Genomic DNA, 23,963 nt, shown 5'->3' with positions numbered 1-23,963 from the left:
CGGCGGATCCGCACCAAAGACCGCATCGTCAAACGAGCGATCTCCAAATACAACGCACGCGGACCCGCCATCGACCGCACCACCTACAAAGCCACCATCAACATCACCATGCTCACGAGCAGCCCTTGACGCCCCGGCCCCGCCCTAACTGAACGGCGTTGGCGCTAGAGCGCAGAACGGTCCCCAGGGGCACCGTCCCGGGGGACCGGCTGGACCCGGGGCACTCCCCACTCCACGCGCGGCCCCTCCACGGCCGGGGCCGCGTGCCGGGCCGGGTGCGCGGCCCTGCCCCGTACGAAGACGTCCTCAGCACCGTCCAGGACGCCCCCTGAGGGGTCGTCCGAGCCGTCCTGCCGCACCACGTCCCGTTCGGGCGCCAGGATGTCGCGCACGACCATGGCGCACAGGTAGAGCGTGCCGAGCAGGTGCAGGACGATCGCGAAGTGGTAGCCGTCCGTCGGCAGGCCCTGCTTGTTGCCGCTGGTGGTGAAGGCCAGGTACATCCAGATCCCCAGGAAGTACATGACCTCGCACGCCTGCCAGATCAGGAAGTCCCGCCAGCGCGGCCGGGCCAGGGCGGCGAGGGGGATGAGCCACAGCACGTACTGCGGCGAGTAGACCTTGTTGGTCAGCACGAACGCGGCCACGACCAGGAACGCGAGCTGCACGAACCGGGGCCGGCGCGGTGCCGTCAACGCCAGGAAGGCGAGTCCCACCCCGGCGAGCACCATCAGCACTGCCGTGTACGTGTTCGCGTCACCGGGCGTGATCTGCTCGCCGGTGCGCTGGCTGATGAGCAGCCAGAGCGACCCGAAGTCGACGTTCCGCTCTTCGTTGAACGTGTAGAACTGCTTCCACCCCTCGGGCGCGAGCAGCATCACCGGCAGGTTCACCACCAGCCACGCGCCTGCCACGCCGAGCAGCGCCGCACCGAACTCCCGCCATCGCGACGCGCGCCAGCAGAGCAGGAGCAGCGGCCAGAGGAGCAGGAAGGGATAGAACTTGGCGGCGATCGCCAGGCCCAGCAGGACCCCGAACGCGAGCGGACGGGCCCGCGACCACATCAGCACGGCGGCCGAGGTCAGCGCCACGGCCAGCAGGTCCCAGTTGATGGTTGCCGTGAGCGCGAACGCGGGGGCCAGGGCGACCAGGAGGCCGTCCCAGGGCCGGCGGCGGTGCGTACGGGCCACACAGACGGCCATGACGGCCGCGCAGACCATCAGCATGGCCGCGTTGACCATCCAGTAGACCTGCTCGCGGTGCACCAGGTCGCTGCCACCGGGCGTGAGCCAGGCCGCGACCTCCATGAACAGCCCCGTGAGGACCGGGTACTCCAGGAACTCTATGTCGCCGCTCAGCCGGTCGAAGTACGGGACCAGGCCCTCGGCGAAGCCGCGTCCGGCGAAGAGGTGCGGGATGTCCGAGTAGCAGGCGTGGGTGTACTGCGACGCGCTGCCCCGGAACCAGGCCCAGTCGTAACAGGGGATCTTCTGCACCATGCCGAGCGCAAACATCCCGATGGCCACCAGTGCGATCACCCGTACCGGGGTGATCGGCCCGCGGCCGAGCAGGGCCCGGCGGCCGGCCGGGCCACCGATCAGTTCGCTGCCCGCCGCGGCGACCTCGTCGCGATGGGTGGGGCACACCACCGCAGGCTTCGGCGGCCGGTCCCGCTGCGGACTCGTCTTGTGGAGGCTCGGCATGGGGGACATCCTGCCGTACCACCCTGGGAAACGGTGAGGGCCGCCGTACCCGTCGGCGTACGTGTGCGTACGTGTCGGATACGACGGCCCTCAGGGCCTCACCGGGCGGAGCCCGGCGAGTGGGTCACTCGCTGCCCAGCCAGGTTCCACCGGGCCTGCCCGGTTTGCCGGTGTCGGTCTCCGTCGGCGTCGGTGACGTCGGAGTCGTCGGAGTCGTCGGTGTCCCGCTCGATCCGCCGACCTGGCCGCCGTCCTGGCCGCCGTCCTGGCCACCGTTCTGACCGCCGTTGTCCTGGCACGGCCAGTCCCACACGCCACAGGACTCACCCGTGCTCGGCGTGCTGCTGGGCGTCGACGAAGGCGTCTGCGACGGGGTGATGGTCGGCGACGGCGTCTGCGACGGGGTCGCCGTCGGCGTCGGCGTGGGGCTGGCGGCGCCACCACCGAAGACGGGCTTCGCGTCCAGGTCCTCCGGCTCCGGGAACGACTCCTTGTCCATGCCCGACAGCGCGTCGGTCATGTACTCCTTCCAGATCTGCGACGGGAAGGACGAACCGTGGATCTTGGGCTGGGCGCCGGTACCGAACATCGACTCGAACTTGCGACCCTTCTTGGACTCGTCGTCGTCGAAGCGGTACATGTCGATCGCGGTCGACAGGTTCGGCGTGTACCCCACGAACCAGGCGGAGTTGTTGCCGTCGGTGGTACCGGTCTTGCCGGCCACGTCCCGGCCCGGGATGGCGGCCTTGCGGCCGGTGCCCTTCGGGTTCTCGACGACATCACGCAGGACGTCGGTGACGTTGCTGGCGATCGCGGAGGAGAAGGCCCGCTCGGTCTTCGTCTCGTGCTTGTAGATGGACCGGCCCTTCTCCCTGACCTCCTTCACGGAGAACGGGTCGTTGCGCTCCCCGTTGTTCGCGAAGGTCGCGTACGCGCCGGCCATCCGGATCGCGCTCGGGTCGGAGATGCCGAGGGAGAACGAGGGCACGTTGGCCTTGACCAGCGAGCTCTCGCGCAGACCGGCCTTGACGGCCGTCTCACGGACCTCGTCGATGCCGATGTCCATGCCGAGCTGCACATAGGGCGAGTTGGCGGAGCGGATCATCGCCTCGCGCAGGCTCATCGGGCCGTAGCTGGCGTCATTGTCGTTGACCTGCAGCCACTCCTCGCCCTCCTCGTTCTGCCAGACCGTCCCGTCGTAGTTCTTGATCTTCAGCTTGTTCTTGCCGGAGTAGCGGCTCTTGTTCGGGTCGACGATCGTCCGGGTGGTCGAGTCCTGGACCTTGTCCCCTTCCGGGTCCCGGACGCCGTACTCCATCGCCGCGGCCAGCACGAACGGCTTGAACGTCGATCCGACCTGCGCACCGGTCTGGTCGGCGTTGTTGGTGAAGTGCTTGGTGGCGTCGGTGCCGCCGTAGATGGCGACGATCTCACCGGTCTTCGGGTCGACCGAGGCGCCGCCGAACTGGACGTTCGTGTCCGTCTTCGGCCGCTTCTTCGGGTCGATGTTCTCGTCGTAGACCTTCTTGATGGAGTCTTCGAGAGCCTTGACCTTCTTCTTGTCGAAGGTCGTGTGGATCTCGTAGCCGCCCTCGGCGAGCTTCTTCTCGTCCATCCCCGGGTAGTTGTTGATGAAGTTGGCCTTGGCCGTGCTCACCAGATAGCCGATCTGGCCGGTGAGCTGGGCGTTCTTCTTCAGCGGCTGCACCTTGGGGAAGTCCGGGTACTTCGCCCGGTCCGCCGGGTCGAGGTGGCCGTCCTTGACCATCTCGTCGAGGATCCACGCCCACCGTACGGTGGCCCGCTTCAGGTTCGCCTCGGCGGTCGCCTTGGGGTCGACCTCGGGGGAGCCGGCCGGGTCGTAGTAGGTCGCGCCCTTGAGCAGCGAGGCGAGGAAGGCGGACTCGCTGACGTTGAGGTCCGCTGAGTCCTTCGCGAAGTACGTCCGGGCCGCGGCCTGAATGCCGTAGGCACCGCGTCCGTAGTACGCGGTGTTCAGGTAGCCCGCCATGATCTCGTTCTTGTCGAGGTCGCTGCCGACCCGGATCGAGATGAACAGCTCCTTCACCTTGCGGCTCAGGGTCTGGCGCTGGTCGGCGAGGCGGTTGTTCTTCACATACTGCTGGGTGATGGTCGAGCCACCCTGCGTCTCCCCGCCCTTGGCCATGTTCCACACGGCCCGGGTGATGCCCATCGGGTCGACGCCGGAGTCGCTCCAGAAGGTCTTGTTCTCCGCGGAGACCACCGCGTTCTGCATGTGGCGGGGGATCTCGCCGATGCCGACGATCTGGCGGTTGACCTCACCACCGGTCGCGGCCATCTGGGAGCCGTCGGACCAGTAGTAGACGTTGTTCTGCGCCTTGGCGGCCAGATCCTCGTTCGGGATGTCCACCCACGCGTACGCGAGCGTCGCCGCGCCCATCAGGCCGCCGAGCAACGCCAGGCAGAGCCCGGAGACGAGCTTCCAGGACGGCACCCAGCGGCGCCAGCCGTACTTGTCGTAGCGCGGGTAGTCGATCAGCCGCTTCTTGCCGGGCGGACGGCCACCCCCACGGCCACGACCCGGGCCACCCTGTCCACCGCCGCCGCCACCGCTGCGCCGGCCGCCACCTCCGTGGCCGCCACCGCCGTGGGCGCCCGCGCCGCCGTCAGGTGCACGCCGACGGCCTCCGCGCTGGGCAGCGCGACGGGCCTCCGCCCGCCCACCATAGGTGGGCTCCTCTCCGTACCCAGACGAAGGGGAGCCGGTACTGGCGTCCCTTCCTTGGGCCGACCGGCGGCCCATGGGCTGCTGGGCGGCGCGCCGGGCCGCCGCGCGGCCGCCACTCGGCGGCTGCGACTGCGGCATTTTGCGACGATGCTCGCTCATCGAACGACTACTCCTCGGGCAGGCGCGTACGCCTGGAAGCGGCAGTTGAGTTCCGGTCCCCCCGAAATGCGTACGGCCGGACCTCACCAAAGGTCCCTCCGTACCGCAGCCGGTCACCCGGAGCACTGACGCTCTGTGGCGTCGCTCGGTTCCCGGTGGACTGCATGCCGCACAGACTACGCACGGCCAAAACCCTCCTAGGGCCGAAGTTCACCCCAAATCAGGCAAGTCGATTGCTGTGAATTGACGATGTGACGCCGGTCACGGTGGCCCCACTTGTCGCAGCAGTGACGCCGTTCTATCGTCTGGATGTATCGAGTCGATACATCAGCACGGCATAAGGCACCCGAGAGCAGAGGAGGGCGACGGATGAGCAGGCGCTCGGGAATCCTTGAGTTCGCCGTCCTCGGCCTGCTCCGCGAAGCGCCGATGCACGGGTACGAGCTGCGCAAGCGGCTCAACACCTCGCTGGGCATCTTCCGGGCCTTCAGCTACGGGACGCTCTATCCCTGCCTCAAGACGCTGGTCGCCAGCGGCTGGTTGATCGAAGAACCCGGCAGCGCCCCCGAGGACGCTCTCGCCGCTTCACTCGCAGGACGCCGCGCCAAGATCGTCTACCGGTTGACGGCCGAAGGTAAGGAGCACTTCGAGGAGCTCCTCTCCCACACCGGCCCGGACACCTGGGAGGACGAACACTTCGCCGCCCGCTTCGCCTTCTTCGGTCAGACCGAGCGTGAGGTGCGGATGCGGGTCCTGGAGGGCCGCCGCAGCCGGCTGGAGGAGCGCCTGGAGAAGATGCGCGCCTCTCTGGCCCGCACGCGCGAGCGCCTCGACGACTACACCCTTGAGCTGCAGCGCCACGGAATGGAGTCCGTGGAGCGCGAAGTGCGCTGGCTGAACGAGCTCATCGAGAGCGAGCGGGCGGGACGGGATCAGCGATCCGGTCCCGACGCCCCCGAGGGCGCCGCTCAGCACGACAACGATTCTGGAGAAACGGGCGGTCTGCCCCGGCACGGGGGCAGTACCCGGCCGGATCCGTCCGACGACACCGCCAAGTGAATCCCTGCATCCCGCAGGGTTTCCACGATCACACAGGGAGCAACCGGAAATGGGTTCGGTTCGCGTAGCCATCGTAGGCGTGGGCAACTGCGCCGCCTCGCTGGTGCAGGGCGTCGAGTACTACAAGGACGCCGACCCGGCGACCAAGGTGCCCGGCCTGATGCACGTCCAGTTCGGCGACTACCACGTCGGTGACGTCGAGTTCGTCGCCGCCTTCGACGTCGACGCCAAGAAGGTCGGCCTCGACCTCTCCGACGCCATCGGCGCCAGCGAGAACAACACGATCAAAATCTGCGACGTCCCGAACACGGGCGTCACGGTCCAGCGCGGCCACACCCTGGACGGGCTCGGCAAGTACTACCGCATGACGATCGAGGAGTCCGCCGAGGCCCCCGTCGACATCGTGCAGGTCCTCAAGGACAAGCAGGTCGACGTGCTCGTCTGCTACCTGCCCGTGGGCTCCGAGGACGCCGCGAAGTTCTACGCCCAGTGCGCCATCGACGCCAAGGTCGGCTTCGTCAACGCCCTCCCGGTCTTCATCGCCGGCACCAAGGAGTGGGCGGACAAGTTCACCGAGGCCGGTGTCCCGATCGTCGGTGACGACATCAAGTCCCAGGTCGGCGCGACCATCACGCACCGTGTGATGGCGAAGCTGTTCGAGGACCGCGGTGTCCGTCTTGAGCGCACCATGCAGCTCAACGTCGGCGGCAACATGGACTTCAAGAACATGCTGGAGCGCGACCGCCTCGAGTCGAAGAAGATCTCGAAGACCCAGGCCGTCACGTCGCAGATCCCCGACCGTGAGCTGGGCGAGAAGAACGTCCACATCGGTCCGTCGGACTACGTGGCCTGGCTGGACGACCGCAAGTGGGCGTACGTCCGCCTTGAGGGTCGCGCCTTCGGTGACGTTCCGCTGAACCTGGAGTACAAGCTCGAGGTCTGGGACTCCCCGAACTCGGCCGGTGTCATCATCGACGCGCTTCGTGCCGCGAAGATCGCCAAGGACCGCGGCATCGGTGGCCCGATCCTCTCCGCGTCCTCGTACTTCATGAAGTCCCCGCCGGTGCAGTACTTCGACGACGAGGCCTTCGCCAACGTCGAGAAGTTCATCAAGGGCGAGGTCGAGCGCTGAGGCGCTGATCCACTTCGTCGATCGAGGGTCCCCGGTCTTTCGCCCGGGGGCCCTCTTCGTATGTGAGTCTTGCTGCCATGCCCGTCGTACGTGATCTGCGCGTACTCCTGCGCCTGACGAACTTCCGCCGTCTCCTCGCCGTCCGACTGCTCTCCCAGTGCGCCGACGGCGTGTACCAGGTGGCGCTGGCCACGTACGTCGTCTTCTCCCCCGAGAAGGAGACCTCACCTGCGGCCATCGCCTCCGCCATGGCCGTGCTGCTCCTGCCGTACTCCGTGGTCGGACCCTTCGCCGGCGTGCTGCTGGACCGCTGGCAGCGCCGCCAGGTCTTCCTCTACGGAAACCTGCTGCGGACCCTCCTCGCCTGCGGTACGGCGGTGCTGATGCTGGCCTCCGTACCGGACTGGCTCTTCTACGCCTCCGCTCTGTCGGTGACGGCCGTCAACCGCTTCGTCCTCGCGGGACTCTCGGCGGCGCTGCCCCGGGTCGTGGACGACGAGCGGCTGGTCATCGCCAACTCCCTGTCCCCGACCGCCGGCACCGTGGCCGCGACGGCGGGCGGTGGGCTGGCCTTCGGAGTCCGGCTCCTGTCCGAGGACTCCGACGCCGCGGTCGTGGCGCTCGGCGCCCTCCTCTATCTCTGCTCCGCCCTGGCCTCCCTGCGGATGCCCCGGGACCTCCTCGGCCCCGACCCGGAGGAGGTCCAGCCCCGGCTGGGGGCCGCCCTCGCCTCGACGGCCCGTGGCCTCCTGGCGGGGTTGCGCCATCTGGCCGAGCGGCGGCCCGCGGCCCGCGCGCTGGCGGCTGTGACCCTGATGCGCTTCTGCTACGGCGCGCTCACGGTGAGCGTGCTGATGCTCTGCCGCTACGCCTGGAGCACCACGGAGTCGGAGGGGCTCGCGCTGCTGGGGCTCGCCGTCGCCGCCTCCGGAGCGGGATTCTTCGTGGCCGCGGTCGTCTCGCCCTGGGCGATCGGGCGCCTCGGCCCCTTCGGCTGGATGATCGTGTGCGCGGGTTCGGCAGCCGTTCTGGAGCCCGCGCTGGGGCTGCCCTTCGCGCAGAGCCCGATGATGGTGGCGGCCCTCCTCCTCGGGCTCGTCACCCAGGGCGCCAAGATCGCGACGGACACGGTCGTGCAGATGTCCGTGGACGACGCCTACCGCGGACGGGTCTTCGCCCTCTACGACACGCTCTTCAACGTCGCCTTCGTGGGTGCGGCCGCGGTCGCGGCGCTGATGCTGCCGCCCGACGGTCGGTCCGTCCCGGTCGTCGTGATGGTCGCCGTGGTGTACGCCGCGACCGCGTTGATGCTGTGGCGCCGACGGAAGGAGGGGTGATGTTTCACGTGAAACATCACCCCTCCATCGCGCCGCCCGGTCGATGTTTCACGTGAAACATCGACCGCCCCGGGTCAGCCCTGCGTCGCCCACCACTCCTTGAGGGCGGCCACCGCCGCCTCGTGCTCCATGGGCCCGTTCTCCAGGCGCAGCTCCAGGAGGAACTTGTACGCCTGCCCGACAGCGGGGCCGGGGCGGATCCCGAGGATCTCCTGGATCTGGTTGCCGTCCAGATCAGGTCGGATCGAGTCCAGCTCCTCCTGCTCCTGAAGCTGCGCGATCCGATCCTCGAGCCCGTCGTAGGCGCGCGAGAGGGCACCGGCCTTGCGCTTGTTCCGGGTCGTGCAGTCCGAGCGGGTCAGCTTGTGGAGTCGCGAGAGGAGAGGGCCGGCGTCCCGCACATAGCGGCGGACGGCGGAGTCGGTCCACTCCCCGGTCCCGTATCCGTGGAAGCGCAAGTGCAGCTCCACCAGACGCGAGACGTCCTTGATCATCTCGTTCGAGTACTTCAGCGCCGTCATTCGCTTCTTGGTCATCTTCGCGCCGACCACCTCGTGGTGGTGGAACGAGACGCGACCGTCCTTCTCGAAGCGGCGGGTGCGCGGCTTGCCGATGTCGTGCAGCAGTGCGGCCAGGCGCAGCACGAGGTCCGGCCCGTCCTCCTCCAGGTCGATCGCCTGCTCGAGGACGGTCAGGGAGTGCTCGTAGACGTCCTTGTGCCGGTGATGCTCGTCGCTCTCCAGCCGCAGCGACGGAAGCTCCGGGAGCACGTAGGCGGCGAGGCCCGTGTCGACGAGCAGACCGAGCCCCTTGCGGGGGTGGGCCGAGAGCAGCAGCTTGTTGAGTTCCTCACGGACCCGCTCGGCGGAGACGATCTCCAGACGGCCGGCCATCTCCGTCATCGCCGTGACGACCTCGGGGGCCACCTCGAAGTCGAGCTGGGCCGCGAAGCGGGCGGCACGCATCATGCGCAGCGGGTCGTCCGAGAACGACTCCTCCGGCGTTCCGGGGGTACGGAGCACCCGCTCGGCGAGATCATCGAGACCGCCGTGCGGGTCGATGAACTCCTTCTCCGGCAGAGCCACGGCCATCGCGTTGACGGTGAAGTCACGGCGGACGAGGTCCTCCTCGATGGAGTCGCCGTAGGAGACCTCGGGCTTGCGCGAGGTGCGGTCGTACGCCTCGGAGCGGTACGTCGTCACCTCGATCTGGTAGCCGCTCTTCTGGCAGCCGACCGTGCCGAAGGCGATCCCCACCTCCCAGACCGAGTCGGCCCACGGCCGGACGATCTTGAGGACGTCCTCGGGCCGGGCATCGGTCGTGAAGTCGAGATCGTTGCCGAGTCGTCCGAGCAACGCGTCCCGTACCGAGCCGCCGACCAGCGCGAGGCTGAACCCTGCCTCCTGGAAACGGACGGCGAGGTCGTCGGCGACAGGGGAGACGCGCAGTAGTTCACTGACCGCGCGGCGTTGCACCTGGCTCAGTGCAGTCGGGGTGTCTTCGTTGGCGTTCGGCACAACAGAAAAGGGTACGTGCCCCGGCCCCCGGCAGCGTCCCGGTTTTTGCCCCGGAGCGACCGCCTCGTCACCATCGGCTGGAGCAGTCCCCGGCACTTGCTCCCAGCGTGCCTCGTTACCATGCGTGGACACAGCAACGGGGAACCACCCGCACCACTGATACGACGAGGACGGGCGAACGCGTGGCCGAGGCGGCGGACATCCAGGGGACCCTTCCCTCACCTGCGCGTCGGTGGCTGCGGCGGACAGCGTCCCTCCTTGCCGGAGCGCCGCTGCTCGCCGGGCTCCTTCAGGGCGCCGTGGCCTCGCCGGCCGTCGCGGCCGAGGACGCCACCGGCTCGCGAACCGTCGATGTGTCTCTCGACACGCTCACGCCGGGTGCCCCGGTGGAGGGTGACACGGTCAACCTCTCCGGGACGGTGACCAACAAGGGCAAGGCGACCGTCACCGATGCGACGGTGGACGTCAGGGTCGGCCCCCGGATGACGAGCCGGAGCGAGATCGAGGAGGTCTCGGGCCGTACCGGCTTCCGCCCCGGGAGTGATCCTTCTCCCCTCGGTGGGCGCTACACGGTCAAGATCCCCCGGCTGGCGGCCGGTCTGAGCAAGGAGTTCAAGCTCTCCGTCCCCGTTGACAAGCTGGGCCTCGACGACGAAGGCGTCTACCAGCTGGGCGTCTCCCTCGCGGGCCAGACCTCCGCCCAGACCGGCCGGCGCGTGCTCGGGATCAAGCGGACCTTCCTCCCCTACCAGCCCGAGGCAGCGGAGAAGAAGACCCAGCTCACCTACCTCTGGCCGCTGATCTCCTCGGCCCGTGTCTCGGCCCAGACCGGCACCGACGACCAGCAGACACCGGTCTTCGAGAACGACGACCTGGCCGCCGAGCTCGCCCCGGGCGGGCGCCTGGACCACATGGTCACGCTGGGCAAGGAGCTCCCCGTCACCTGGGTGATCGACCCCGACCTGCTGGCCACCGTCGACGCCATGACGAAGAGCTACCAGGTCAAGGACGGCACGGGTACGGTGCCCGGCCGGAATCAGGCCGTCGCGAAGCAGTGGCTGGACGCGCTACAGAAGGCCGTGGTGGGGCGCAAGGTCGTCGCCCTGCCGTTCGCCGACCCCGACCTCGCATCGCTCGCCCACCGTGGCAAGGACGTCCCCGGCTCCCTGGGCCACCTCCAGTCGGCGACGGAGCTGGCCGGGACGACCGTGGAGACCATCCTCCATGTGAAGCCGTCCACCGACTTCTCCTGGCCCGTGGACGGGGCCGTCGACCCCGCGATCATGGATGTCGCGACCTCGGCCGGCGCACACAAGGTGCTCGCCCGCAGCGACAGCTTCCGGGACGACCTTCCGTACACGCCGACGGCGGCACGCCCCATCGGCGGCGGCACCACCGCCGTCGTCAGCGACGCCTACCTCTCGACGGCCTTCGAGGGCGACATGCTCCCCGCGGGGAACTCCACCCTGGCCGTCCAGGAGTTCCTGGCCCAGTCGCTCGCGGTCACCCTGGAACAGCCCGACCAGCGCCGCAGCATCGTGGTCGCGCCCCAGCGGATGCCGACCGCGTCGCAGGCACAGACCATGGCGACCGCACTGCGCGGTCTGTCGTCCCAGCGCTGGACACAGCCCCTCGATCTGATCGCGGCCGCCGCCGTGAAGCCCGACCCGGACGCCAGCACCAAGGTGCCGCGCGGCTCCCGCTATCCGCAGCAGCTGCGCAAGCAGGAACTTCCGGTCGAGGCCTTCCGTGACATGAAGGACACCCGCGCGGATCTGGACGACTTCAAGGTCATCCTCACCCAGTCCGACCGTGTGGTGACCCCCTTCGGCAACGCGATCAGCCGCGAGATGTCCACGTCCTGGCGTGGCCAGGCCCCCGCCGCCGCGCTGTACCGGATCACGGTCCACGAGTACCTCAAGAGCCTCACCCGCGAGGTACAGCTGATCGACAAGTCGGACCTCACGCTCTCCGGCCGCAGCGCCACCATCCCGGTGACCGTCCAGAACAAGCTGCTGCAGGACGTCGACGACCTCGTGCTGAGGCTGACGTCCGGCAACAAGACCCGACTGAAGCTCAACGACGGAGACGCCGTCGCCGAGCTCCCGGTCAAGATCGGCGCCGGACACAGCCAGTCCGTGAAGTTCAACGCCTCGGCCAACGCCAACGGTCCGGTGCCGATGACGGCCCAGCTGTTCACCAAGGACGGCACACCGTACGGAGAGCCGATGACCTTCACCGTGAAGGTCTCCGAGATCACCCCGACCGTGATGCTGGTCATCGCCGGCGGTGTGCTGCTCCTGGTCCTCGCCGGAGCCCGGATGTACACCAAGCGCAAGCGCGCGGCCGCCCGAAACGCCGAGGCGGAGGCCGCGGAGGACGACGATCCCGAGCAGCCGAGTGACCCGACACCGGACACCGGTCACGAAAGCGGTGACCCGTCCGGCCCGGGTGAGAAAGTGGACCGTTGAGCGATGTCGTGGCCGGTCGGCCGGGGACGATGAGGTGGGGTAACCATGAACGCGCCGTACGACGGTGACCGCGGCCACGGCCAGGGCGGCACCGAGCCGTCCGGTGGAACGCCCGCGGCAGCCCCGGGACCCGGCCAACCGCCGGTCCCGCCGCCGCAGCAGCCCGCCCCGGACCCGTACGCCCAGAACCAGTACGCCCAGGACCCCTACGTCCAGGACGCCTACACCCACGACCCCTACCAGGCACGGGATCTCTCCGCGCAGGACCCGGTGACCGAGGCGCTCTACGACCGCGCCGCCCACCCCCCGCCCCCGCCGGGCACCTACCAGGAACCGCAGCCGCTCTACCAGCAGCCCGCGGCGCCCCAGCACGCCCCGGACCCCCGGGTGTGGGCCCAGACGCCGGCCCCGGAGCCGGACGGCCCCTCGCGCCACCTGCCCTACGGCGACGACGCCCGCACGGTCCAGTTCACCGGCGTGGACGATCTCGTGACCCGGGCCGGCGACGAGCAGCCCGAGCCGGACGCCTTCGCCCACCTCTACCGGGACCAGCAGACCCCCGGCCAGGTGCCCCCGCCCGCTCCGGAGCCGAATCCGATGCCCGCCCCCGCCCCGAAGAAGTCCGGCCGCGCCTCCGGGCTGCTGAAGTCCAGCGCGGTGATGGCGGCCGGCACCCTGGTCTCGCGCCTCACCGGCTTCGTCCGAAGCCTGGTCATCACCGGCGCGCTCGGCGCCGCCCTGCTCGGTGACACCTTCACCATCGCCTACACCCTGCCGACGATGATCTACATCCTCACCGTCGGCGGCGGCCTCAACTCGGTGTTCGTCCCCCAGCTCGTCCGCTCGATGAAGAACGACGACGACGGCGGCGAGGCCTACGCCAACCGGCTGCTGACCCTGGTCATGGTGGCGCTCGGCCTGATCGTGATCGCCGCCGTCTTCGCGGCCCCACTACTGATCCGGCTGATGTCGAACACGATCGCCGACGACGCCGCGGCCAACAGCGTCGCCGTGACCTTCGCCCGCTACTGCCTGCCCACGATCTTCTTCATGGGCGTGCACGTGGTGATGGGTCAGATCCTCAACGCCCGGGGCAAGTTCGGCGCGATGATGTGGACCCCGGTCCTCAACAACATCGTCATGATCGTCACGTTCGGCCTGTTCATCTGGGTCTACGGCACCTCCGCCGAATCCCACATGGGTGTGCAGACGATCCCCGACGACGGCATCCGCCTGCTCGGCATCGGCACCCTGCTCGGCCTGGCGGTCCAGGCGCTGGCAATGATCCCCTACCTCCGCGAGACGGGCTTCCGCTTCCGACCCCGCTTCGACTGGAAGGGCCACGGCCTCGGCAAGACGGTCAAACTCGCCAAGTGGACCGTGCTGTTCGTCCTCGCCAACCAGGCGGGTGTGCTCGTCGTGACCCAGCTCGCCACCGCGGCGGGTGAGGAGTCCGGCAAGAACGGCGCGGGCTTCCTGGCGTACTCCAACGCCCAGCTGATCTGGGGCATGCCGCAGGCCATCATCACCGTCTCGGTCATGGCCGCCCTGCTGCCCCGGATCTCCCGCGCCGCCCACGACAACGACCCCGGCGCCGTCCGCGACGACATCTCACAGGGTCTGCGGAACTCGGCCGTCGCGATCGTCCCGGTCGCCTTCGCCTTCCTGGCACTCGGTGTCCCGATGTGCACCCTGCTCTACGCCTCCAGCGGCGTCCAGGCCGCACAGGGCATGGGCTTCATCCTCATGGCCTTCGGTCTCGGCCTCATCCCGTACTCGGTCCAGTACGTCGTCCTGCGCGGCTTCTACGCCTATGAGGACACCCGGACGCCGTTCTACAACACGGTCATCGTCGCGGCGGTCAACGCGGCTGCCTCGGCGGCCTGTTACTTCGTGCTTCCGGCCCAGTGGGCCGTCGTCGGCATGGCCGCCTCGTACGGTCTGGCCTACGCCGTCGGCGTCGGCGTCGCCTGGCGCAGGCTGCGCAACCGGCTCGGCGGCGACCTGGACGGCACCCACATCATGCGGACCTACGCCCGTCTCTGCCTCGCCTCGCTGCCTGCCGCGATCGTGGCCGGCGCCGTGGGCTTCGGCCTGTTGAAGCTCCTCGGCGAAGACGCCCTCGGCTCGCTCGTGGCCCTGCTCGTCGGCGGCGTGGTCCTGCTCGGAGTCTTCTTCGTGGCGGCCAAGCGGATGCGGATCGCGGAGCTGAACTCCATGGTCGGTATGGTCCGTGGGCGCCTGGGACGTTAGGAATCCGTCCCCCGCACAACCATCGTCGGCCGCCGCGTGTCGTGCATAGCGGCCGACTGTGGGCACAATTGGCATGGCTGTTGGATGTGGCGCAATGGATGGGGAGGCAGGAACGACGGTGGCGGAACGTAGCACGGCTGCCGTCGACGTGGCCGACAACAGCGGTGACGACCCGCTGACCGCCAAGGCGGAAACGGCCGCGACCGACGGGGTGGCGGAAGCGCAGGACACGGTGGAGCAGTCCGCCGAGGTCACAGAGGACAAGGCCGGCAAGCGGCAGAACGGCGAACAGCCTTCCATCGAGACTCCCGAGCTGCACAGCGGCCACAAGTTGGCCAGGCGTTACCGCCTGGAGGAGTGCGTCACTCGTCTGGACGGCTTCAGCAGTTGGCGTGCCGTCGACGAGAAGCTTCGGCGTGCCGTCGGCGTGCACCTGCTGCCGGCCGACCACCCGCGGGCCCGTTCGGTCCTCGCGGCGGCCCGCTCGGCGGCGCTGCTCGGAGACCCCCGGTTCGTCCAGGTCCTCGACGCCGTCGAGGAGAACGACCTCGTGTACGTGGTGCACGAGTGGCTTCCCGACTCCACCGAGCTGACGGCACTGCTCGCCGCCGGTCCGCTGGAGCCGCACGACGCGTATCAGCTCGTCAGCCAGGTCTCCCAGGCCATGGCCGCCGCGCACCGCGAAGGCCTGGCCCATCTCCGTCTCACCCCCAGCGCAGTCCTGCGCAGCTCCACGGGCCAGTACCGGATTCGCGGCCTGGCCGTGAACGCGGCGCTGCGGGGCATCAGCGCCGAACGCCCCCAGCGCACGGACACCGAGGCGATCGGCGCCTTGCTCTACGCGGCGCTGACCCAGCGCTGGCCGTACGAGAGCGACGCCTACGGCCTGTCCGGACTCCCCAAGGGTGTCGGCCTGCTCGCGCCCGACCAGGTACGGGCCGGGGTTCACCGCGGGCTGTCCGAGATCGCGATGCGCGCGCTGGCCAACGACGGCGCCACCGCCTCGCGCCAGGAGCCGCCCTGCACCACCCCGGACGAGTTGGCCAAGGCCGTGGCGGCGATGCCCCGCATCCGCCCGCCGGAGCCCGAGTTCCCCACTCCGCCCGACTACCAGCGCACGACCTACCAGCAGGGCACCTACGGCCGCCCCCAGCCCCGCCCGGGCGTCACGGCCGCCCAACCCGTGATGGCGCCTCCCGCCCCGCTGGAGAGCCGCACCGGCAGGGCACTGAAGTGGGCCGTGTCGGCGCTCCTGATCGCCGCCCTGGGCCTGGGCAGCTGGCAGATCGCGGACCGGCTGCTCGACCAGGGCAAGAACAAGGAGACCCCGCAGACCACGCAGCCGCAGGACAACGAGGACGAGAAGCAGCCCGAGACAGGCAAGCCGGTCACGATCACCGGTGCGAGCGACTTCGACCCGCAGGGCGACGGCGCCGAGACCCCGTCGGAGATAGGGAATGCCTTCGACGGCAACCCCGCCACCTCCTGGCAGACGTCCATCTACTACGGGTACTCGAACTTCGGCAGGCTGAAGGAAGGCGTGGGCCTCGTCCTGGACCTCGGCACGGTCCAGCAGGTCTCCAAGGTGGAGGTCACCTTCCAGGGCAACACCTCCGTGCAGCTGCGGACAGCGCCCGAGAGCGCCTCGTCCCGGCCCACGGCACCGGGCGCCTACACCACCGTCGCCTCGGGCTCCGGTACACAGGTCGCCCTCACGGCCGACAAGGCCGTGAAGACGCGCTACGTTCTCGTCTGGCTGACCGACCTGCCCGGCAGCGGCGGCGGTTACCGCGGCAAGGTCACGGACATCAAGATCACCAGCTGACGGCACCGGGGGAGGGGGCTCACCGTTGGACGAAGCCATAGGCAGCGGCATCAGCGACCAGGACCTCCTGGCGCGCCATGTCGCCGGCGACCCCGACGCCTTCGGTGAGCTCGTACGGCGCCACCGCGATCGACTGTGGGCGGTGGCGCTACGGACGCTGGGCGACCGCGAGGAGGCCGCTGACGCCCTCCAGGACGCCCTTGTCTCCGCGTTCCGGGCCGCGCATACCTTCCGTGGCCAGTCGGCCGTCACGACCTGGCTGCACCGCATCACGGTGAACGCCTGCCTCGACCGTGCCCGCAAGGCCGCCTCCCGCAAGACCTCCCCCATGGACGACACCGCCAGGTTCGAGCAGCTCCTCGAACCCGCCGAGTCGGCCGAGGCCCCCGCCGAGCGCCAGGACCTCCACCGCGAGCTGTTGGCTGCCCTCGCCACGCTTCCCGCCGACCAACGGGCCGCCCTCGTTCTCGTGGACATGCAGGGCTACCCCGTGGCGGAGGCCGCCCGCATCCTGAACGTCCCCACCGGAACGGTGAAGAGCCGCTGTTCGCGCGGACGGGCCAGGCTCCTCCCCATGGTCAGCCATCTGCGCGCCGACACCGTGGGTAACGAGGGCCCTGACCGGGGAAGGAACCGGACGCCGGGGACATCCGTCCCACGGGTGTCGGGGCCATCGGATACCGGACCGAATGGGCCGGCTGCTGTGAAGGGCGGAGGTGGGCGCGCGTGACTTCCACGACCGGCAGGGCCGACACAGCACAGCACCCGGACGTCTCGGAGATCTCCGACCTGACCGAGGGGCTGCTCTCGCCGTCCCGTACGGCAGCTGTCCGTCGGCACATCGAGGGCTGTTCCCTCTGCGCGGACGTCCGGACCTCCCTGGTGGAGATCCGCGGTCTGCTCGGCACCCTCCCCGGCCCGCCCCGGATGCCCGCCGACATCGCCGGCCGCATCGATGCCGCCCTGGCCGCCGAGGCGCTGCTCAACGCCACCACCCCCGACATCGGCCCGCATGTTTCACGTGAAACAGCGAGCGAGCGTCCCACCCAACCCGTCGCGTCGCCCGCACCGGTCGCAGACCGTCCTGTCGGCCACCCTCGCGCCGCCACCGGTCCCGGGCGCCCTCGGCCCCGGCGTCGCCGGATCGCGGCTCTCGGTGCGGCCCTGGGCGCCGCAGCGCTTGGCATGAGCCTCTTCCTCACTCAGGGAGGCCTGCAGACGCTCACCGGCGGCGAATCGGCCGACAAGAAGACCGACACCGCCGCGAGCGGTGTCGGCACCGAACGGTTCGACGGCCGCACGGTGGAGGCCCAGGTTCAGGAGCTGCTCCGACCGGACAGCCTGAAGGCGCCCGGGGAGCCCCAGCCGAAGTCGCTGTCCGAGGACAGTGGCGACGCTCCAGCGCGGAACACGGCCCCGTCCCTGCCCGAGTGCGTCAAGGCAGGCACCGGCCGCCCCGACGCGGTACTGGCATTCCAGCTGGGCGACTACCAGGGAACGCCGGCCTATCTCCTGCTGTTGCCCGAGGGGACCGAGGGCACCCACGTGCGGGCCTATGTCCTGGACTCCTCCTGCGCCGACGATGCCCGAAAGGGCAAGGCCGAGGTTCTCCTGATGCAGACCTACCCTCGCCCCTGACTCCTCGCCGTGCCAGGCGTCGGTCTCGGGAATGCTCGCCCCGTAGGATCCGTTGGGTGGGGTGAGAGTCACCGATCCGACCGCCCCGTAGGTAGTGGCAGTCTGCAGAGACGAGGAAGAAACCCGTGAGCGACGTCCGTAACGTGATCATCATCGGCTCCGGGCCCGCGGGTTACACCGCTGCGCTCTACACGGCGCGCGCGTCGCTGAAGCCGCTGGTCTTCGAGGGTGCCGTCACCGCTGGTGGCGCGCTGATGAACACGACCGACGTGGAGAACTTCCCCGGCTTCCGTGACGGCATCATGGGTCCGGACCTGATGGACAACATGCGCGCCCAGGCCGAGCGGTTCGGCGCGGAGCTGGTGCCGGACGACATCGTCGCCGTGGACCTGACCGGCGAGATCAAGACCGTCACCGACACCGCCGGCACCGTGCACCGCGCGAAGGCCGTCATCGTCACGACCGGCTCCCAGCACCGCAAGCTCGGTCTTCCCAAGGAGGACGTGCTCTCCGGGCGCGGCGTCTCCTGGTGCGCGACCTGCGACGGCTTCTTCTTCAAGGACCAGGACATCGCCGTCGTCGGCGGTGGCGACACCGCGATGGAGGAGGCCACCTTCCTGTCGCGCTTCGCCAAGTCCGTCACGATCGTCCACCGCCGTGACTCCCTGCGCGCCTCGAAGGCGATGCAGGAGCGCGCCTTCGCCGACCCGAAGATCAAGTTCGCCTGGGACAGCGAGGTCGCCGAGATCCACGGAGACCAGAAGCTCGCCAGTCTGACCCTGCGCAACACCAAGACGGGTGAGACCAGCGAGCTGCCGGTGACCGGTCTGTTCATCGCCGTGGGCCACGACCCGCGCACCGAGCTCTTCAAGGGCCAGCTGGAACTGGACGACGAGGGCTACCTCAAGGTCGACGCCCCGTCGACGCGCACGAACCTCTCCGGTGTCTTCGGAGCCGGTGACGTCGTCGACCACACCTACCGCCAGGCGATCACCGCCGCCGGCACCGGTTGCTCCGCCGCGCTCGACGCCGAGCGCTTCCTTGCGGCCCTCGCCGACAGCGAGAAGCTCGCCGAGACCCCTGCGGTCTGACCCCACCACTCACACCCGCATAGCAAAGGGAGGTTGCCGTGGCCGGCACCCTGAAGAACGTGACCGACGCCGACTTCGACGAGGTCGTCCTCAAGAGCGACAAGCCCGTCCTCGTGGACTTCTGGGCTGCCTGGTGCGGCCCGTGCCGCCAGATCGCCCCGTCGCTGGAGGCCATCGCGGCCGAGCACGATGGGATCCAGGTCGTGAAGCTCAACATCGACGAGAACCCGGGTACGGCTGCCAAGTACGGCGTCATGTCGATCCCGACGCTCAACGTCTACCAGGGTGGCGAGGTCGTGAAGACGATCGTCGGTGCGAAGCCGAAGGCGGCCATCGAGCGCGACCTCGCGGACTTCATCGCGAAGTAACCACATAGGCCCGAAGCCTCCGTTGTTTCACGTGAAACACGAACGGCCCGTCTCCAGAAGGAGGCGGGCCGTTCCGCGTTCACCACACCCCCACTACAAGGGCCGCAGCGCAGGCTCCTTCTGGACGGCGCCCAGGAGCCGGTCCAGGGCCAGTTCCACGTCTTCCTTCCACGACAGGGTCGTCCGGAGTTCCAGCCTCAGCCGTGGATGGTTGGGGTGCGGCCGGACGGTCTTGAACCCCACCGCTGTGAGATGGTCGGCCGGCAGTACGCAGGCCGGTTCCTTCCACCGTGCGTCCCCGAAGGCCTCGATCGCCTTGAAGCCACGACGCAGAAGGTCCTTGGCGACGGTCTGCACCATCACCCGGCCGAGTCCCTGCCCCTGATAGCCCGGCATGATCCAGGCCGTCATCAACTGCACCGCGTCCGCGGAGACCGGACTCGTGGGAAAAGCCATGGACCGCGGCACATACGCGGGCGGCGCGTAGAGCACGAAGCCCACCGGCACCTCGTCGACGTAGACCACCCGACCGCAGGACCCCCACTCCAGCAGCACCGCAGAGATCCAGGCCTCCTTCTCCAGCTCCGGCCGGCCCGCCTTCACCGCGGCTTCCCCACTCACCGGGTCCAGCTCCCAGAACACACAGGAGCGACATCGCTTGGGAAGGTCCGGCAGGTTGTCCAGAGTGAGCGGTACGAGCCGACGCCCCACGGCTGCTCCCTCGCTTCCCACGGCCATCGCGCACGGATACGCCTCTCAGAATCGTATCCATGGGGCGATCAGGGCGATACCGCACGCAGGCAAAGGGCGGGCCGTGTTCCGGTTCTCACCGGATCACGGCCCGCCCTGAGGTCGCGGAGGCGCCGACGGAGGGTCAGCTCTCGGCGTCTTCCTCGCTCTGCTCGGTGTTCCCCTGATCCAGGACACACTCTTCACCGGGCGCGAGGGTCGAGAGGATGCGGTCCAGATCCTCGATCGAGGCGAACTCGACGACGATCTTGCCCTTCTTCTGCCCCAGGTCGACCTTCACCCGGGTCTCGAAGCGGTCCGAGAGCCGCGAGGCCAGACCCGTGAGCGCCGGCGAAACACGCGCGCCCGCCCGCGGCCCCTTCGGCTTGGTCGTGGCGCTGGGCTCGGAGCCCATCAGCGTCACGATCTCCTCGACCGCACGCACCGACAGCCCCTCGGCCACGATCCGGTACGCCAGCTTGTCCTGCGCCTCCGGGTCCTCCACGGAGAGCAGGGCCCGCGCATGACCGGCGGAGAGCACACCCGCGGCGACGCGCCGCTGGACCGGCGGGGAGAGACGCAGCAGACGCAGCGTGTTGGAGACCTGCGGACGTGACCGTCCGATCCGGTCGGCCAGCTGGTCATGGGTGCAGTTGAAGTCCTTGAGGAGCTGGTCGTAGGCCGCAGCCTCCTCCAGCGGGTTCAGCTGCGCCCGGTGGAGGTTCTCCAGGAGCGCGTCCAGGAGAAGCTTGTCGTCCTCCGTGGCCCGGACGATCGCGGGGATGCGCTCCAGGCCGGCCTCACGGCAGGCCCGCCAGCGGCGCTCACCCATGATCAGTTCATAGCGCTCGGCTGCCAGCTGCCGTACGACGACGGGCTGCAGCAGACCGACCTCCTTGATGGAGGTGACCAGCTCCGCCAGAGCGTCCTCGTCGAAGACCTCACGCGGCTGCCGCGGGTTGGGCGTGATGAAGTCCAGCGGCAGCTCGGCGAAGTGCGCACCGGCCGGAGACTCGGTCTCCACCACCACCTCGGCCTCGACCACCGGCACCACGGAGTCCGGGGACTGCGGGCTCTGCGGAAGGGTCGCCACCTTCGCGGCGGCCACCCCTCGGTCCGACGACAGCGCCGGGATGGCCCCGGGCGAGGCGGACCCCGCCCCCACACCGACGGCGGGTGCTGCCTGTCGCTCCTGGGGAGCAGCCGGGATCAGCGCACCGAGCCCACGCCCCAATCCCCTACGTCGCTCGCTCACTGGATCCCCTCCGACATGCTGTGCTGGCTGTTCTGGTGGCCCACAGGGCCGTGCTGCGGGTCGTAGTGGATACCGACGCCCCGCAGTGCGATCTCCCGGGCCGCCTCCAGATACGACAGCGAACCGCTGGAACCCGGGTCGTACGTGAGGACCGTCTGTCCGTAGCTCGGCGCCTCCGAGATCCGCACGGACCTCGGGATGCTCGTCCGCAGGACCTCCTCGACGAAGTGGCTGCGCACCTCGTCGGCGACCTGCGAGGCAAGCCTCGTCCGGCCGTCGTACATGGTGAGCAGGATCGTCGAGACATGGAGCGCGGGGTTCAGGTGCCCGCGCACCAGGTCGACGTTCCGCAGGAGCTGGCCCAGGCCCTCCAGCGCGTAATACTCGCACTGGATCGGAATCAGCACCTCGGCGCCTGCCACCATGGCGTTGACCGTGAGCAGTCCCAGCGAGGGCGGGCAGTCGATCAGGATGTAGTCCAGGGGCTGCTCATACGCCTGGATCGCTCGCTGGAGCCGGCTCTCCCGCGCCACCAGGGACACGAGCTCGATCTCCGCACCGGCGAGATCGATGGTGGCCGGAGCACAGAAGAGGCCTTCGACATCCCGGACGGGCTGCACCACGTCGGAGAGCGGCTTGCTCTCCACGAGGACGTCATAGATCGAAGGAACTTCGGCGTGGTGGTCGATACCGAGGGCCGTCGAGGCGTTGCCCTGCGGGTCGAGGTCGATGACCAGGACACGGGCACCGTGCAGCGCCAGGGAAGCAGCAAGATTGACCGTCGTGGTCGTCTTGCCCACTCCGCCCTTCTGATTCGCCACCACCATCACGCGTGTCTGGGCAGGCCGGGGAAGACCCTCGCCGGCACGCCCCAGCGTCTCTACTGCCAGCTGGGCAGCACGACCAATGGGGGTGTCGTCCATCGGGGGCGGTGTTTCACGTGAAACATCCTCCCCCGCCGATTCGGTTCGGGGACCGGGGACCGGATCGGTCATCGGTCCCGCGATGTTGGCGTCGGACCGCAAGGATTCACTCTCCTCGGCTTCAGGCTCGCGATGAACAGAGCCTGCCATGCTTTCGGGGTCGTGAACCAGCGAGGCCCGTGGTTCTGTGGATGAATCCACCTCTGTGGACAATCCCGTCCCCCTCGCGAGGGGTTTCGTGAGGGGTTTGCGGTCCCTGGGCGCGGCAGCCGCGCGACCGCGGCTGATGATCCCCTGCAGCAGTGAGCGACGTTTCACGTGAAACACGATGCACTCGCCGCCGACCCAGGACCGCTCGACACTCCGAAATACGTACGTATGGCAGCTTTTACGGATCAATTACGCAGCGTTGACAGCTCACCCGCGCCGCGTTGACGGCTCAGCGACGGCGGTGGGCCCGGCTGGGGCGGGCGGCCTTGGCCCGCTTTGCGGCGAACCTCACACCACCCGGGCTCTCACCGACCTCCACCCGGACGACAGTCGACAGCGGATCCACGATGCCCTCACCGACCTGGAGCACGGAGGTCTCCACCACACCGAGCTTGGAGAGCGCGGCGCGTGCGCCGTCGATCTCCTCCGCGGCCGTGTCTCCCTTGAGCGCCAGCATCTCGCCGTAGGGACGCAGCAGCGGTACGCCCCAGCCGGCCAGCCGGTCCAGCGGCGCCACGGCGCGCGCCGTCACGACGTGCACCGGAGGGAGCTTGCCGAGCATCTCCTCGGCACGGCCACGGACCACGGTCACATGGTCCAGGCCCAGCAGCTCCACGACCTCCTGGAGGAAGTTCGTCCGGCGCAGCAGCGGCTCCAGGAGGGTGATCTTCAGATCCCGGCGCACCAGGGCCAGCGGGATACCCGGCAGCCCGGCCCCTGAGCCGACGTCGCACACGGTGACGCCCTCGGGCACCACCTCGGAGAGCACGGCACAGTTCAACAGGTGCCGCTCCCACAGACGGGGAACCTCACGCGGGCCGATCAGCCCACGCTTCACGCCCGCGTCCGCGAGGAGCTCCGCGTACCGGACGGCCTCCGGGAAGTACTCGCCGAAAACCGTCCGCGCCTGTTCGGGCGCAGGGGGGAGCTCCGCTGCCTCCGTCACGGGAACCGTCCTTCCGCACCGCACCCGTGGGTGCGCGCACACTGTGGTGGCTGACTATCAGGCTGACAAGATCGGCCCCGCCTGCGAGCAGACGGGGCCGACACTGCGAGAGAGGTCAGGCAGGGAGTACGACGACGAAGCGCTGCGGCTCCTCGCCCTCGGACTCGCTGCGCAGACCGGCGGCGGCAACCGCGTCGTGCACGACCTTGCGCTCGAACGGCGTCATCGGGTCCAGCTTGACCGGGGCACCGGTCGACTTCACGTCGGACGCGGCCTTGGCACCGATCTCGGCGAGCTCGGTGCGCTTCTGGGCGCGGAAACCGTCGATGTCGAGCATCAGCCGGCTGCGGTCACCGGTCTCCCGGTGCACGGCCAGCCGGGTCAGTTCCTGGAGCGCCTCCAGCACCTCGCCGTCGCGGCCGACAAGCTTCTGCAGGTCACGGCTGCTCGAGTCGCTGACGATCGAGACCGCTGCCCGGTCGGCCTCGACGTCCATGTCGATGTCGCCGTCGAGGTCGGCGATGTCGAGCAGACCTTCGAGGTAGTCGGCCGCGATCTCACCCTCCTGCTCCAGGCGGGTCAGGGTGTCGCCACCCTCGGCGGCGGCCGCGGAGGTGGTGCCTTCCGTCACGGATGG

At 69.2% G+C, this 23,963-nt stretch carries 18 protein-coding genes; 10 read left to right on the top strand and 8 right to left on the bottom strand.

Annotated elements, in window-relative coordinates; genetic code table 11:
- Nucleotides 1-164 precede the first annotated feature (164 nt).
- Together Q5762_RS21580 and Q5762_RS21575 are read right to left on the bottom strand one after the other, a co-directional pair.
- Complete coding sequence (locus tag Q5762_RS21580; RefSeq protein ID WP_315893822.1) at nt 165-1,703, bottom strand: glycosyltransferase 87 family protein; 1,539 nt, start codon at nt 1,701-1,703, stop codon at nt 165-167.
- 124 nt (nt 1,704-1,827) lie between these two features.
- A complete protein-coding gene (locus Q5762_RS21575) occupies nt 1,828-4,572 on the bottom strand; it encodes a transglycosylase domain-containing protein (RefSeq protein ID WP_315893821.1) in 2,745 nt (914 codons plus the stop codon).
- 369 nt (nt 4,573-4,941) lie between these two features.
- Here Q5762_RS21575 and Q5762_RS21570 point away from each other — a divergent pair, with 369 nt between their 5' ends.
- The 3 genes from Q5762_RS21570 to Q5762_RS21560 all read left to right on the top strand — a co-directional run bounded on the left by Q5762_RS21570 (nt 4,942) and on the right by Q5762_RS21560 (nt 8,100).
- Nucleotides 4,942-5,631: a helix-turn-helix transcriptional regulator gene (locus tag Q5762_RS21570; RefSeq protein WP_315893820.1), complete on the top strand. Its 690-nt coding sequence runs from the start codon at nt 4,942-4,944 to the stop codon at nt 5,629-5,631.
- Nucleotides 5,632-5,680: 49 nt separating this feature from the next.
- Complete coding sequence (locus Q5762_RS21565) at nt 5,681-6,763, top strand: inositol-3-phosphate synthase (protein ID WP_315893819.1); 1,083 nt, start codon at nt 5,681-5,683, stop codon at nt 6,761-6,763.
- A 77-nt stretch (nt 6,764-6,840) separates the two neighbouring features.
- Nucleotides 6,841-8,100, top strand: coding sequence for an MFS transporter (locus Q5762_RS21560; RefSeq protein ID WP_315893818.1), 1,260 nt, complete (start codon nt 6,841-6,843; stop codon nt 8,098-8,100).
- Between the two features lie 74 nt (nt 8,101-8,174).
- Here Q5762_RS21560 and Q5762_RS21555 read toward each other — a convergent pair whose 3' ends face one another.
- Nucleotides 8,175-9,617, bottom strand: coding sequence for a CCA tRNA nucleotidyltransferase (locus Q5762_RS21555; protein WP_315893817.1), 1,443 nt, complete (start codon nt 9,615-9,617; stop codon nt 8,175-8,177).
- A 182-nt stretch (nt 9,618-9,799) separates the two neighbouring features.
- Between Q5762_RS21555 and Q5762_RS21550 the strand changes: the two genes are divergently transcribed.
- The 7 genes from Q5762_RS21550 to trxA all read left to right on the top strand — a co-directional run bounded on the left by Q5762_RS21550 (nt 9,800) and on the right by trxA (nt 19,263).
- Complete coding sequence (locus Q5762_RS21550; RefSeq protein WP_315893816.1) at nt 9,800-12,088, top strand: DUF6049 family protein; 2,289 nt, start codon at nt 9,800-9,802, stop codon at nt 12,086-12,088.
- A 45-nt stretch (nt 12,089-12,133) separates the two neighbouring features.
- The gene (murJ, locus tag Q5762_RS21545; RefSeq protein WP_315893815.1) at nt 12,134-14,341 is read left to right on the top strand and encodes a murein biosynthesis integral membrane protein MurJ; all 2,208 of its coding nucleotides are present in this window, start codon (nt 12,134-12,136) and stop codon (nt 14,339-14,341) included.
- A gap of 118 nt (nt 14,342-14,459) precedes the next feature.
- Complete coding sequence (locus tag Q5762_RS21540; protein ID WP_315893814.1) at nt 14,460-16,166, top strand: protein kinase family protein; 1,707 nt, start codon at nt 14,460-14,462, stop codon at nt 16,164-16,166.
- A gap of 25 nt (nt 16,167-16,191) precedes the next feature.
- The gene (gene sigM / locus Q5762_RS21535) at nt 16,192-16,896 is read left to right on the top strand and encodes an RNA polymerase sigma factor SigM (protein ID WP_315893813.1); all 705 of its coding nucleotides are present in this window, start codon (nt 16,192-16,194) and stop codon (nt 16,894-16,896) included.
- Entirely contained in the window at nt 16,893-17,804 is a 912-nt protein-coding gene (locus tag Q5762_RS21530) for a hypothetical protein (RefSeq protein ID WP_315893812.1), read from the top strand. Before sigM ends, Q5762_RS21530 begins: the two co-directional genes overlap by 4 nt.
- A 125-nt stretch (nt 17,805-17,929) precedes the next feature.
- Nucleotides 17,930-18,895, top strand: coding sequence for a thioredoxin-disulfide reductase (gene trxB, locus Q5762_RS21525; RefSeq protein ID WP_315893811.1), 966 nt, complete (start codon nt 17,930-17,932; stop codon nt 18,893-18,895).
- A gap of 38 nt (nt 18,896-18,933) precedes the next feature.
- Nucleotides 18,934-19,263: a thioredoxin gene (gene trxA / locus Q5762_RS21520; protein WP_315893810.1), complete on the top strand. Its 330-nt coding sequence runs from the start codon at nt 18,934-18,936 to the stop codon at nt 19,261-19,263.
- A 93-nt stretch (nt 19,264-19,356) separates the two neighbouring features.
- Here trxA and Q5762_RS21515 read toward each other — a convergent pair whose 3' ends face one another.
- The 5 genes from Q5762_RS21515 to Q5762_RS21495 form a co-directional block, all read right to left on the bottom strand.
- A complete protein-coding gene (locus Q5762_RS21515) occupies nt 19,357-19,974 on the bottom strand; it encodes a GNAT family N-acetyltransferase (RefSeq protein WP_315893809.1) in 618 nt (205 codons plus the stop codon).
- A gap of 163 nt (nt 19,975-20,137) precedes the next feature.
- Nucleotides 20,138-21,247: a ParB/RepB/Spo0J family partition protein gene (locus Q5762_RS21510; RefSeq protein ID WP_315893808.1), complete on the bottom strand. Its 1,110-nt coding sequence runs from the start codon at nt 21,245-21,247 to the stop codon at nt 20,138-20,140.
- The gene (locus Q5762_RS21505; protein WP_315893835.1) at nt 21,244-22,320 is read right to left on the bottom strand and encodes a ParA family protein; all 1,077 of its coding nucleotides are present in this window, start codon (nt 22,318-22,320) and stop codon (nt 21,244-21,246) included. The genes Q5762_RS21510 and Q5762_RS21505 overlap by 4 nt, the downstream gene beginning before the upstream one ends.
- Nucleotides 22,321-22,609: 289 nt before the next feature.
- Nucleotides 22,610-23,326 carry a 16S rRNA (guanine(527)-N(7))-methyltransferase RsmG gene (rsmG, locus tag Q5762_RS21500; RefSeq protein WP_315893807.1) on the bottom strand — a complete coding sequence of 239 codons (717 nt, stop codon included), beginning with the start codon at nt 23,324-23,326 and terminating at the stop codon, nt 22,610-22,612.
- 115 nt (nt 23,327-23,441) lie between these two features.
- Nucleotides 23,442-23,957 carry a R3H domain-containing nucleic acid-binding protein gene (locus Q5762_RS21495; RefSeq protein WP_315893806.1) on the bottom strand — a complete coding sequence of 172 codons (516 nt, stop codon included), beginning with the start codon at nt 23,955-23,957 and terminating at the stop codon, nt 23,442-23,444.
- Between the last annotated feature and the right edge of the window lie 6 nt (nt 23,958-23,963).

It is taken from the genome of Streptomyces sp. P9(2023), from assembly GCF_032436795.1.
Classification (GTDB): Bacteria; Actinomycetota; Actinomycetes; order Streptomycetales; family Streptomycetaceae; genus Streptomyces.
This window is presented reverse-complemented; position numbering and strand designations above follow the sequence as displayed.

Excerpts from the sequence above, each read along its gene's own strand:
- Q5762_RS21580 (WP_315893822.1), bottom strand. The coding sequence starts at position 1,703 with ATGCCGAGCCTCCACAAGACGAGTCCGCAGCGGGACCGGCCGCCGAAG.
- Q5762_RS21575 (WP_315893821.1), bottom strand. The coding sequence starts at position 4,572 with ATGAGCGAGCATCGTCGCAAAATGCCGCAGTCGCAGCCGCCGAGTGGC.
- Q5762_RS21570 (WP_315893820.1), top strand. The coding sequence starts at position 4,942 with ATGAGCAGGCGCTCGGGAATCCTTGAGTTCGCCGTCCTCGGCCTGCTC.
- Q5762_RS21565 (WP_315893819.1), top strand. The coding sequence starts at position 5,681 with ATGGGTTCGGTTCGCGTAGCCATCGTAGGCGTGGGCAACTGCGCCGCC.
- Q5762_RS21560 (WP_315893818.1), top strand. The coding sequence starts at position 6,841 with ATGCCCGTCGTACGTGATCTGCGCGTACTCCTGCGCCTGACGAACTTC.
- murJ (WP_315893815.1), top strand. The coding sequence starts at position 12,134 with ATGAACGCGCCGTACGACGGTGACCGCGGCCACGGCCAGGGCGGCACC.
- Q5762_RS21505 (WP_315893835.1), bottom strand. The coding sequence starts at position 22,320 with ATGGCAGGCTCTGTTCATCGCGAGCCTGAAGCCGAGGAGAGTGAATCC.